Annotated in this window: 9 protein-coding genes; all 9 read left to right on the top strand. The window is 64.0% G+C overall.

Annotation, left to right across the window (positions count from 1 at the left end):
* The gene (locus KVP70_RS14725; RefSeq protein ID WP_217942983.1) at positions 1–1,482 is read left to right on the top strand and encodes an NCS1 family nucleobase:cation symporter-1; all 1,482 of its coding nucleotides are present in this window, start codon (positions 1–3) and stop codon (positions 1,480–1,482) included.
* Between the two features lie 19 nt (positions 1,483–1,501).
* The gene (gene hydA, locus KVP70_RS14720; protein WP_217942982.1) at positions 1,502–2,896 is read left to right on the top strand and encodes a dihydropyrimidinase; all 1,395 of its coding nucleotides are present in this window, start codon (positions 1,502–1,504) and stop codon (positions 2,894–2,896) included.
* A gap of 18 nt (positions 2,897–2,914) precedes the next feature.
* Complete coding sequence (locus tag KVP70_RS14715; RefSeq protein WP_217942981.1) at positions 2,915–4,150, top strand: Zn-dependent hydrolase; 1,236 nt, start codon at positions 2,915–2,917, stop codon at positions 4,148–4,150.
* 83 nt (positions 4,151–4,233) lie between these two features.
* On the top strand, positions 4,234–5,907 hold the full coding sequence (locus tag KVP70_RS14710; RefSeq protein WP_217942980.1) for a putative bifunctional diguanylate cyclase/phosphodiesterase: 1,674 nt from the start codon (positions 4,234–4,236) through the stop codon (positions 5,905–5,907).
* A gap of 49 nt (positions 5,908–5,956) precedes the next feature.
* Positions 5,957–7,273, top strand: coding sequence for a tetratricopeptide repeat protein (locus KVP70_RS14705; RefSeq protein ID WP_229224832.1), 1,317 nt, complete (start codon positions 5,957–5,959; stop codon positions 7,271–7,273).
* Between the two features lie 109 nt (positions 7,274–7,382).
* Positions 7,383–10,208, top strand: a complete 2,826-nt coding sequence (locus KVP70_RS14700; RefSeq protein WP_217942978.1) for a xanthine dehydrogenase family protein molybdopterin-binding subunit — start codon at positions 7,383–7,385, stop codon at positions 10,206–10,208.
* Positions 10,205–10,756: a (2Fe-2S)-binding protein gene (locus tag KVP70_RS14695; RefSeq protein ID WP_217942977.1), complete on the top strand. Its 552-nt coding sequence runs from the start codon at positions 10,205–10,207 to the stop codon at positions 10,754–10,756. The genes KVP70_RS14700 and KVP70_RS14695 overlap by 4 nt, the downstream gene beginning before the upstream one ends.
* A complete protein-coding gene (locus KVP70_RS14690) occupies positions 10,753–11,976 on the top strand; it encodes a c-type cytochrome (RefSeq protein ID WP_217942976.1) in 1,224 nt (407 codons plus the stop codon). Before KVP70_RS14695 ends, KVP70_RS14690 begins: the two co-directional genes overlap by 4 nt.
* Positions 11,977–12,027: 51 nt before the next feature.
* A complete protein-coding gene (locus KVP70_RS14685; protein WP_262311783.1) occupies positions 12,028–12,786 on the top strand; it encodes a substrate-binding periplasmic protein in 759 nt (252 codons plus the stop codon).
* The last annotated feature ends 2 nt before the right edge of the window (positions 12,787–12,788 follow it).

Raw genomic sequence — 12,788 nt, 5'->3', positions numbered from 1 at the left:
GTGAGCAAAGAACTCTCTGGCAGCACGCAACTCTGGAACGAAGACCTGGCCCCGACCACGGCGGCGCAACGCACCTGGCGCTGGTATCACTTCGCCGCATTGTGGGTCGGCATGGTGATGTGCATACCGGCCTACACACTGTCCGCCAGTTTGATTGAAGGCGGCATGTCCGGCTACCAGGCCGTGCTGACGGTGTTCCTTGCGAACGCTATTGTTCTGCTGCCGATGCTGTTGATCGGCCATGCCGGCACCAAGTACGGCATTCCGTATGCGGTGCTGGCCCGTTCGTCGTTCGGCACCGCCGGCGCGCGCTTGCCGGCGCTGATGCGCGCCATCGTCGCCTGCGGCTGGTACGGCATCCAGACCTGGTTCGGCGGCCAGATGATCTACACGCTGCTCGGCGTGATGTTGGGCGGTGACTTCGGTGGCGACAAGATCGCGGGCCTCGGCATCAATGGCGGACAGTTACTGTGCTTCCTGGCTTTCTGGGGCATCCAGTTCTGGTACATCGTGCACGGCATGGATGCGATCCGCAAGCTGGAGACGTACACCGCGCCACTGAAGATCCTGATCTGCTTTGTGCTGCTTGGCTGGGTCTACAACAAGGCCGGCGGCTTCGGCGAGCTGCTGTCGGCGCCTTCGCAGTTTGTCGCAGGCGGCAAGAAGGCCGGCCAGTTCTGGTCCGCGTTCTGGCCTTCGCTGACGGCGATGGTCGGCTTCTGGGCCACGCTGGCATTGAACATTCCCGACTTCACCCGCTTCGCCAAATCGCAGCGCGACCAGGTGCTGGGCCAGTCGGTCGGCCTGCCGGTGCCTATGGGCCTGCTGGCGATGATGGCGGTGATCGTCACCTCGGCCACGGTGGTCTTGTACGGCAAGGCGATCTGGGACCCGGTCGACCTGGCCAGCCGCATGACCGGCGCCGCCGTGCTGATCGCGCTGTTGATCCTGTTGATCGATACGGTATCGGTCAACCTGGCGGCGAATCTGGTTGGTCCGGCCTACGATTTTTCATCGCTGGCGCCGAAGCAGATCTCTTACAAAGTGGGCGGCTACATCACGGCCGGCATCGCGATCGTGATGATGCCCTGGAAGATACTCGAATCCACGCAGGGCTACATCTTCACCTGGTTGATCGGTTACTCGGCGCTGCTGGGGCCTATCGCCGGCATCCTGATCGTCGACTACTACTTGGTGCGCAAGACCGAACTCAATGTCTCCGAGCTGTATCGTGAAGACGGCCAGTACTCCTATGGCAATGGCTGGAACACGGCCGCGCTGGTGGCGTTTGTGGTCGGCGTGTTGCCGAATATTCCCGGCTTCCTCAATGCCGCTTTCCCCGCGTCCTTCCCCGATGTGGCGCCCGTGTTTAAAACGATCTATACCTATGCCTGGTTTGTGGGAATCGCTATTTCCGCGCTGGTGTATGGCGTTATGATGAAGGGCAAAGCGGTTCCCGCGATCCGGGCCGCTCACCCCTAAAGAGATTCAGGAGATGTCTATGACAACTATCATCCGCGGCGGCACTGTCGTCAACGCCGACCGGGCTTTTCGTGCCGATGTGCTCTGCTACGGCGACAAGATCGTCGCCGTCGGCGACAACCTGGATGCGCCGGCGTCGGCCAAGGTGATCGACGCCAGCGGCCAGTACGTCATGCCGGGCGGGATAGATACCCACACCCATATGAACCTGCCCTTCATGGGCACCGTCACACAGGACGATTTCTACACCGGCACGGCGGCCGGCCTGGCCGGCGGCACCACCACCATCATGGACTTCGTGATCCCGGCGCCGAAGCAGAACCTGATCGAGGCCTATCACCAGTGGCGCGGCTGGGCGCAGAAGGCCGCCGGCGACTATACCTTCCACGTGGCGATCACCTGGTGGGACGAGACAGTGCACCGCGACATGGGCATCCTGGTGCGCGAGCATGGCGTCAACAGCTTCAAGCACTTCATGGCGTACAAGAACGCCATCATGGCTGATGACGAGACGCTGGTGAAAAGCTTCCGCCGTTCGCTGGAGCTGGGCGCGATTCCGACCGTGCACGCCGAGAACGGCGAGCTGGTTTATCAGCTGCAGCAGGACCTGCTGAAGAAGGGCATGACCGGGCCGAGCGCGCATCCGCTGTCGCGTCCACCGGCAGTGGAAGCGGAAGCGGCCAACCGCGCCATCGCCATCGCCAATGTGCTCAACACGCCGGTGTACATCGTGCACGTCTCCTGCGCCGAATCGCTGGACGCCATCACCCGCGCCCGCGCCAACGGCCAGCGCGTGTACGGCGAGGCGCTGGCCGGTCACCTGGTCATCGACGACAGCGTGTACCAGAGCGAGGACCTGGACTTCGCGGCCGGCCATGTGATGAGCCCACCGTTCCGCAGCAAGCACCACCAGGCCGCGTTGTGGCATGGTCTGCAAGGCGGCAACTTGCACACCACTGCGACCGACCACTGCACCTTCTGCGCCGAGCAGAAGGCCGCCGGCAAGGACGACTTCACCAAGATTCCCAACGGCTGCGGTGGTGTGGAAGACCGCATGTCTGTGGTGTGGGATGCGGGCGTCAACAGCGGTTTGCTGACGCCGTCGGAATTCGTCAAGGTGACATCGACCAACGCCGCGCAGATTTTCAACATGTATCCGCGCAAGGGCGTGATCGCCGTCGGCGCCGACGCCGACATCGTGGTCTGGGACCCGGAAGGCAGCCGTACCATTTCGTCGCTGACGCAGTTTGCCAAGGGCGGGTTCAATGTATTCGAAGGCCGCACCGTGCGCGGCATCCCGAGCACCACGCTGGCCGCCGGTAACGTCGTGTTCCATCGCGGCGTGCTGATGGCGGTGGAGGGCGCGGGCCGTCATATCGACCGTCCGTCGTTCAAGCCGACGTCGGCGCGCTAATTCAAGAGGAGTAGAGCAATGAGCGAAATGCGCATCAATGGCGACCGTCTGTGGGCGGCGCTGATGGAACTGGCACAGATAGGCGCCACTGCCAAGGGCGGCGTCAAGCGCCTGGCCCTGACGGACCTGGACAAACAAGGCCGCGACCTGGTGGTCGGCTGGGGCAAGCAGGCCGGCATGTCGGTCACGGTTGACCAGATCGGCAATGTCTTCATGCGCCGCGACGGCACCAACAACGCGCTGCCGCCGGTGATGACCGGCAGCCATATCGACACCCAGCCTACCGGCGGCAAGTTCGACGGCAATTACGGCGTGCTGGCCGGGCTGGAAGTGGTGCGCACGCTGAACGATTTGAAGATCAAGACCGAGGCGCCGATCGAAGTCGCTTTCTGGACCAATGAGGAAGGCTCGCGCTTCGTGCCGGTGATGATGGGCTCCGGCGTGTTCTGCGGCGCCTTCAGCCTGGAGACGGCCTACGCCGCCAAGGACACCGAAGGCAAGACCGTCGGCGAGGAACTGGCGCGCATCGGCTACAAGGGCGAGCAGGTGCCGGGCGACCATCCCATCGGCGCCTACTTCGAAACCCATATCGAACAAGGCCCGGTGCTGGAAGACGCCGACAAGGTGATCGGCGTGGTGCCGGCGGTGATGGGCCTGTCTTGGTATGACTGCGTGGTGACGGGCATGGAAGCCCACGCCGGCCCAACGCCAATGGGGCTGCGCAAGGATGCGCTGCAAGTGTCGACCAGGATCATGCAGGAAGTGGTGGCCATCGCCAACCGCTACCCGCCGTATGGACGCGGCACGGTAGGGATGGTGCAGGTGTTCCCGAACAGCCGCAACGTCATACCCGGCGAGGTCAAGTTCAGCATCGACCTGCGCAACGTGAACGATGAACTGCTCAACACCATGCACGAAGAGATGCTGGCCTTTATCGACAAAACCCGCAGCGAAACCGGTTTGAAGATTTCGATCGAACGTGTGTCCTACTATCCGCCATGCCCGTTCCATCCGGAGTGCGTGGACGCGGTGCGCAACGCCACCGCCAAACTGGGATACTCGACGATGGACGTGGTCTCCGGCGCCGGCCACGACGCGATCTACGCCGCCCGGCTGGCGCCCGCCGGCATGATCTTCGTCCCTTGCAAGGATGGCATCAGCCATAACGAAATCGAGGACGCCAAGTCCGAACACCTGGAAGCTGGCTGCAACGTTCTGTTGCATGCCATGCTGGAGCGCGCCCGTATCGTTTGACCGCCGCCCGGCCGGGGGGCATACTGACTCGTAGTGGGCCACTCGGACCACACGAACGGATCAGGGCTCTCCCGGCTTTAACCATGCAAGAACCACCACTATCCCTCGCGACGGCGCAGGAGACAGACTGCCTGACGGCCACGCTGGAAAGCATCTCCGATGCGGTCCTGATGCTGGACCGCAGTTGGAATATCCGCTACATGAACGGCAATGCGGAACGGCTGCTGAAAGTACAGCGCCACGAGGTGGTGGGCAAGAACGTATGGACGGTATTCCCCGAAGCGGTCGATGGCCCTTACTACCGCGCCTATCACATGGCGGTGGAAACCAACAGCCTGGTGGAGTTCGAGGAGCATTACGCGCCGCTCGACCTGTGGACCGAGATCCGCGCGTATCCGTCGCAACAGGGCGTGACGATCTATTTCCGTGACATCAGCGAGCGCAAGGCCATCGAGGCGCAGATCCACAACATGGCCTTCTACGACAAGCTCACCGGCCTGCCGAACCGCCAGCTGCTGCTGGACCGCGCCGGTCATGCACTGTCGCTGGGCCATTTGGGCGCCATGCTGTTCATCGACCTGGATAACTTCAAGACCATCAACGACACGCGTGGCCACGACAAGGGCGACATGCTGTTGCAGCTGGTCGCAGCCCGCCTGCGCGCCGAAGTGCGCGAATGCGATACGGTGGCCCGTTTCGGCGGCGATGAGTTCATCGTGCTGCTGGAGGATCTGGGGAGCACCGAGAACGACGTCGCCAGAGTGGCGCAGGACATCGCGCTCAAGATCGTCCGCGCGTTCGCCGAACCGTTCGATATCGAAGGAATGGAGCAATACAGCACGCCCAGTATCGGCATCACGGTTTTCAGCGGCGCATGCGGCAGTGTGGACGAGGTGCTCAAGCGCGCCGACCTGGCCATGTACCAGGCCAAGGCGGCGGGGCGCAACACCGTATCGTTTTTCGATCCGACGATGCAGGCACGCGTCAGCGCTCGGGCCGCGCTGGAAGCCGACATGCGGCGCGCCCTGGGCAATGACGAATTCGTGCTGCACTACCAGCCGCTGATGAGCGTGGACGGAACCATGGCCGGCGTCGAAGCGCTGGTGCGCTGGAAGCATCCGCAGCGTGGCCTGGTGCCGCCCGCCGAATTCATCCCGGTGGCGGAGGAGTCGAACCTGATCCTGCCGCTGGGACGCTGGGTGATGCGTGAGGCAGGCAGCCGACTGGCGCAGTGGTCCGGCGACACGCGCACGGCCGGACTGGAAATTGCGGTCAACGTCAGCGCTGCACAATTCCACCGGCCGGACTTCGTCGAACACGTGCTGGAAGTGCTGGCGCAGACCGGCGCCCGCGCCGACCGGCTGCGGCTGGAGCTGACGGAAAGCCTGCTGTTGAAGGATGTCGAGGGCACGGTAGGGAAGATGCAGCAGTTGCGCGCCGCCGGCGTCAGCTTCGCGCTGGACGATTTCGGCACTGGCTATTCGTCGCTGTCCTATCTGCACCGGCTGCCGCTGGACCAGCTGAAGATCGACCGCTCCTTCATTTGGAGCGCAGTCAAGGAAGACAGCGGCGCCGCGATCGTGCGCATCATCGTCTTGTTGGGCAAGGCGCTGAACATGTCGGTGCTGGCCGAGGGCGTGGAGACGCAGGAGCAGCTCAACTTTGTCATCGCTGAAGGCTGTCAGTATTATCAAGGTTATATATTCAGCAAGCCACTGCCTGAGCCGGAGCTGCTGACAATCATCGCAGGCCTATAGTTCGATGCACTCAGATCCACAGCGAGCCTACCTCGATGGAAATCACCGCATGGCCGCCGGCGACTTCGCCGCAGCGGAGGACTGCTTTTTGCTGGCCCTGGTGCTGGAGCCCATGCACGGCGCCGCGCGCGCCAATCTCGGTTATCTGAAGGAGCAGCAGGGCGCGCTGGCGGAGGCGGAGTTTCATTATTTGCAGGCGATCGCGTTGATGCCCGACCATGCGCAGCTCTACCAGAATCTGGGCGTGCTGCTGCTGAAGGCGAAGCGCTTCGACGAATCGGAAGCAGCGGCGCGCATGGCGCTGGAACTGGCGCCGGAATCTCTGTCCGGCTGGAGCCAGCTGGGCGTGCTGCTGGCGTGCGTAAAGCGCGAGGAGGAGGCCGAGCAATGCTACCGCCGTGCGCTGGCGCTGGACCCGGTGCACGCGCGGACGCGCTTCAACCTGGCCTACATACTGCTGCGGCAAGGGCGCTTTGAGGAAGGCTTGCCTTTGCTGGAAGCGCGCTGGCAGTTCGATTCCTTGGCTCAGACCTTCGCCTGTCCCCGCTGGGATGGTGAGCCTTTGCATGGCAAGTCGGTGGTGATTGTGCACGAGGCGGGGCAGGGTGACATGATCCATTTCTGCCGCTACGCCGTGGAGCTGAAGGCGCGGGGAGCGTCGCGCGTCGGCGTGATATGCCACGCGCCGTTGAAGCGGCTGTTCGCCACGCTGCAGGGCGTCGACCGGCTGTATGCCTTGGGCGATCCGCTCCCGGATGAGTCATGGGACTACTGGACGCATCCGATGCGCCTCGCCGCCACGCTTGGCGTCAGCCTGCCCACCATGCCGGCCGCGACTCCTTACCTCACTGCGGAGCCAGAACTGGTGCGATTCTGGGCCGGCCGCCTGCCGCAGCAAGGCTTGCGGGTTGGCCTGGCATGGAAGGGCAATCCCGATTTCGAGAACGATGCCGACCGTTCGCTGCCGTCGCTAAGGACGTTGGCGCCGTTGGCCGCCGCCGGAGCCGTGCGCTTCGTCAGCCTGCAAAAAGGCAGCGGCGAGGAAGAGGCGCTTAACCCGCCCGGCGGCATGTCGCTGTACGCGGCCGGCCCGCAGCTGCGCGACTTCGCCGACACCGCCGCCGTCATCGCCAACCTCGATCTGGTGATCAGCGTGGATACGGCGGTAGCTCATCTGGCGGGAGCATTGGGCAAGCCGTGCTGGCTGCTGCTGCCCGACTATCGCTGCGACTGGCGCTGGCTGACGGAGCGTAGCGATACACCGTGGTATCGGGCGATGCGCCTGTTCCGACAATCCGCCGCCGGCGACTGGGCGCCGGTGATCAAGGCTGTACAGCGCGAACTGGCCCTGTTGCGCGGCGATTAACTGTAGCGGCGCCCCGTTTGAAAGATGTTGACTCGTCCCCTGCTCTCTGGTCAACTAGATTACTCGAAAAAGAAGAAACGCTTGACCTGACTCTCTGAGAGGTTACAAGATGAATGGGGACATTACACGCCGCAGTTTCTTGAAGGCCAGCGTGGTTGCTGGTGTTTCTGTCTACATCGCGCCCTTGGGCGGCAAGGCGCTCGCCGCCCTGTTCGAGGAAAAAATCCTCACGCCGGTCGCCTGGGACGGCAAGGCCGGACTGGCCAAATTCCGTATCGACGGCCTGTCCAAGGTGACCGGCGCCAAAGTCTTCGCCCGCGACATCCGTTCGCGCGACATGCCGCACTGGCCGCAACAGCAAGCCCACGCCCTGATGCTGCGCACCACCCGCACCGACGCGCTGTTTGACGGCATCGACCTGTCGCTGCTGGGTGCGGACCTGAAACCGGACCGCATCGTGACGGCGGAAGACCTGGTGCGCGACGGCGTCGCCTTCCCCGGTTTTTATGGCGCCGACATGCTGCTGCCGGCCGGGAAGCAGGCGGCCTATCTGGGACATGCGGTGGCGGTCCTGATCTTCAACGACTTCGCCCGCTTCCGCGCGGCCAAGGATGCGCTGCAGTTCAAGGAAGGCGTGGTGCGCTACGGCGCCGCCGCGCCGCCGATGGAGCGCGACCCGTGGGGCACCTTCCGCTTTGTGCGGGTCGGCGGCGCCACCTCGGCCGACATGGACGTTTTCTCCAGCCTGAAAAACGCGCCAGTGTTCCCCAGCGCGATGCGCAAGCAGCAGCCGGTCTGGCCGGATGGCATAGAGCACGGCAAGCTGGGCGAGCAGGGCATGTACTACGCCAGCCAGATCAAGGAGGAACTGGATCGCCCGCCGGCCGACTGGCTGGTGCTGGAACGCGACTACAACACGCAGTCGGTGGACACCGCCGCGATGGAGCCGGACAACGCCAACTGCTGGTACGACGCCGCCGCGCAAACGCTGCACATGGTGGTGCCGACGCAGTCGCCGCAAGAGGTCATCGACAGCACGATAGAGATGCTCAAGAAGAGCAAGTTCCCGCTCAAGAAGCTGTTCCTGCATCCGTGCTACACGGTGGGCTACGGCTCCAAGGACCACTACAATTTCCCGTTCTACGGCCTGATGACGGCGCTCTACGCGAACGGCGTTCCGGTGCGGCTGGCCAATGACCGCTACGAGCAGTTCCAGTCGTCGATCAAGCGCCATGCGTTCAAGATGAAGTACCGCATCGCGGTCGACCGCAAGAGCGCGATGCTGCAATCGTTCCAGGGATATTTCGAGGCCAACGGCGGCGGGCGCTGTAACTTCTCGCCATCGGTGGCGATGGTGTCGGCGACGGCCGCGCAGTCGATCTACTATTTTCCGAAGAACGATTTCGCCGCCGTGGCCATCGCCTCGCGCGCTGTTGACGCAGGATCGGCACGCGGCTACGGCACCTTGCAGAGCATGGCCGCAACCGAAATGATGATCGATGAATTCGCGGAAAAGCTGGGGCTCGACGCGATCGATTTCAGACTGAAAAACGCGCTGCGGTCGGGGATGAAAAACACGCAGGGCGCGATTCCGGCCGGCGCGGTGCGGGTCGATGAGGTGCTGCAAAAGGCCAAGGTACATCCGCTGTGGACCGGCCGGGCCGGCGCCAAGCGCGCGTTCGAGGCGGCGCATCCCGGCCATCGCTACGGCGTGGGATTCGCCTGCGTGCAGAAGGACTTCGGTACCGGCGCCGAGAGCTCCTTCGCCAAGGTGCAGATCAACGCCGATGGCGCGATCGAGCTGTCGCACAGCGGCACCGAGATCGGCACCGGCATGTCGACGTCGCAGGCGGTGGCTTGCGCCAAATGGCTGGGCAAGCCGGCCGGCCTGGTACATACCGCCGTCACCGAATGGGATGACCTGCCGGTGGTCAGCAGCGGCGATCCCTACATCATGAGCCAGGCCGACCAGGACAAGCTGTCGGCCAATCCGCGCTGGTCGTCGACCTACTGTTCTCCCGCCAGCGCCACCAACTCGGCCTACTACTTCACGCACAGCACGCGCGAAGCGGCGCGGGTGGTCTTCATGCACGGCCTCTGGCCGGCCGCGATGGCCATCTGGAGCGAGGGCTATGCGGGCGGCCAGGCGGCGTCGCTGGTGATACGGGTGGAGGATGCGCGCTGGGTCGACGGCAAGCTGTCCGCCGGCGGCTTGCAGGCCCTGTCGTACGAGCAGCTGGCGAGCAAGGCGCACGAGCTGGGACTGGTGACCGGCGCCACGGTGCACGTGTTCAACCGCTGGCAGTGGACCGAAGCGGAGTTCGACGTCAACGGCGCCGGCGTGCGCCTGCCGATAGACGGCCTGTCGCTGCGCTACGGTGACGGCGCGGACAAGGGCAAGAAAGCCAGCATGAGCTCCACCGGCGGCTACCATGTGCTGAACCGCAAGCGCGTGTTCATCCCACCGGTGCAGCGCAATAACGCCACTGTCACGTATTACAGCGCGATTGGCACGCTGGTCGAATTGTCGGTGCATGAGGCCAGCGGCAAGGTCGAGCTGCTCAGCCATCATTCCATCATGGAGTGCGGCAGCATGCTGTCGCCGCAGCTGGTATCGAGCCAGTTGCAGGGCGGGCTGGCGATGGGCATAGGCCATGCGCTCTACGAGTACCTGCCGCTGTACGAGGATGGCCCGGGCAACGGCAGCTGGAATTTCAACCGCTACCAGCTGCCGCGCGCGCGCGACGTCGCGGTGTGGAAGCAGACGGCAGATATCCTGCCGCCGTTGACGGAGACCGATACGCCCAAGGGCATTGCCGAGGTAGTGATGATTCCCGTGGTTGGCGCCATCGTCAACGGCATCGCGCACGCGATCGGCCACCGCTTCACCGACTTGCCGGTCACGCCGGAACATATCCAGGAGGTGCTGGCATGAGCATCGCGACCAAACCAATTACGCTCACCGTCAACGGCAAGACGGTCGGCCCGCTGCCGGCGCCGGAAGGCCTGATGATGATCGACTTCCTGCACGAGTATCTGGACCTGACTGGCTCGCGCCTGGGCTGCGGGCAGGGCGTTTGCCACGCCTGCGTGGTGATCCTGGATAAATCCGACGGCACCAGCGAGGAGGTCCGCTCCTGCATCACCGGCGCGCATTTCTTCGACGGTAAAAAAGTGCGCACGGTGGAGGGCCACGCCAAGTTGAACGACAAGGGCGAGGTGGTGGCGCTGTCGCCGGTGCAGCAAAAATTCCTCGAACATTTCAGCTTCCAGTGCGGCTACTGTACGCCGGGTTTCGTGAACGCGGCCACGGTGCTGCTGGAGCGCTTGAAACGCACACCGGTCGGCCGGGACCAGATCGACGAGACCATCACCGAAAGCCTGAATGCCCACATCTGCCGCTGCACCGGCTACGTGCGCTATTTCGAGGCGGTCAAGGATGTCGTGCTGAATACACCAGGGCTGGTGAAGGAGGGCAAATGATGAACCGCCTTCTCTCTCTACGCGCTACTCTGGCGTTGCTGGCCGTATTGTCCGGCGGCGCCCAGGCCGCCGCCGGCAGCGACGCCGTCGCGCGCGGACGCTATCTGGTCAAGGCCGCCGATTGCGCCGCGTGCCACACGTCGGCCACCGGTGCGCCGTTTGCCGGCGGCGTGGAATTGAAATCCGACTTCGGCACTTTTTACGGCACCAACATCACGCCGGACAAGGAGCACGGCATCGGCAAATGGAGCGCAGAGGAGTTCTACGCAGCCTTGCGCGACGGCGTGGCGCCGGATAGGCATCTGTATCCGGCCATGCCCTACACCTCCTACCGTTCGATGAGCCGTGCCGACAGCGACGCCATTTTCGCCTATCTCATGCAGATCAAGCCGGCGGCGGTGCCCAGCAAGGCCGCCGATCTCAAGTTCCCCTACAACATGCGCTTCGGTATGCGCTTCTGGAATATGCTGTTCTTGAAGGACACGCTGCCCGACGCTTCGTCCGGCCAGTCGTCCGCGTATCTGCGCGGGCGCTACCTGGTCAACACGATGGGGCACTGCGCGGAATGCCATACGCCGCGTGGCTCGCTGGGACAGATGGATGGCGCAATGCCGTTGGGCGGCAGCGCGTTGGCGCGCATCGCCGCGCCGGATATCTCGCCGGCCGGGCTGTCGGCATCCGGATGGACGGCGGCCGACCTGTCATCGTTCCTCGGCACCGGCGTTGCGCCGCAAGGCTCGGCCTACGGTGAGATGTTCGCCGTGGTCCACCTGAGCACCCAGCATCTGACGCCGGGCGACATGTGGGCGATGACCACCTATCTGCTGGGCGACAAACCCTTGTCGCCGCAGCCGCTGAAGCCCGCGGCGCCCACCAGCGATGCGGCGATCGATGCCGGCCGCCGCACCTACATCGCCGTCTGCGCAGGCTGTCATGGCGTCGATGGCGTCGGCAAGCCGCATGTCGCGGTGGCGATGAAGGGCAATACCACCGTGCGCAGCGCCGATCCGCGCAATCTGATCGTCGTCACGCTGGACGGCATCGAGGCGCAGCGCTTTGGCAGGAAGGAGAGCATGCCGGCCATGCCGGGTTTTGCGAGAAAGTTGAGCGACAAGGAAATCGCCGGCTTGAGCAACTTCCTGCGTGTGACCTGGGGCGGGCAGGCCGGCACGGTTGGCGAGTCCCAGGTGAAGGATCTGCGGACGGCGGAAAAGCCGTGATTCACCGTCTAATCGGGAGGCTTCGTGCTTGGTAAGTCTCGTTTGGCAGCAGTGCTGCTCTTCGCCTACGGCGCTGCCCACGCCGGAGCCTATCGCTGCGTATCGCTCAACTATCCCCCGTTGATCCAGCAGGACGTCGGCGGTCCGGTGCACGGTCTGGCGGTCGACATCGTCGCGGCTGTGATGGCGAGCCTGGGCCATACCGTCAGCGTCGAAATCCTGCCATGGGGCAGGGCGCTGGCGTTGATCCGGCAGGGCGAGCGTGATTGCATCTTCACGATCTTCCAATCGCCGGAGCGCGAACAATTCCTCGATTTCAGCCGCGAATCACTGATTCCGCAGATTATTTACTTCTACGCCAGGGACGACCACAGCGCCCGCTTCGACGGCGACTTCGCCGCGCTGGCCGGACTGCGGGTGGGCACTGTGCTGAGCGTGAACTACGGTGCTCGCTTCGAGGCGGCGCGTCCGCAACTGGCGATCCGCGAGGTGCCCACGCTGGAGCAGAACTTCCGCAAGCTGACACTGGGCCGTGTCGATCTGATACCCAGCAATGTGTACACCGCCAGCTACACACTTGATAAGCTGGTCGGCGTCGACCTGGCCAGCCATATCGTCAAGCTGCCGCAGGCGATCGACAGCGTACCCAGTTACATCGCCTTCGCCAGGGGGCGCCAGTTGACCGCGTTGCGCGACCAGTTCGACCGGGGCCTGCGCGCCCTGATCGCCAGCGGCGAATACCGCCGCCTGATCGAGCTCCACCGCATCGAGTGGACGCCTGAACTGAGCCGGCAGGTCGAGGGGCGCTAGCC

The sequence above is a fragment of the Duganella violaceipulchra genome, from assembly GCF_019166075.1.
Taxonomy (GTDB): domain Bacteria; phylum Pseudomonadota; class Gammaproteobacteria; order Burkholderiales; family Burkholderiaceae_D; genus Rugamonas; species Rugamonas violaceipulchra.
The sequence above is the reverse complement of the archived record's forward strand: the minus strand, read 5'-3'. Positions and strand labels throughout refer to the sequence as shown.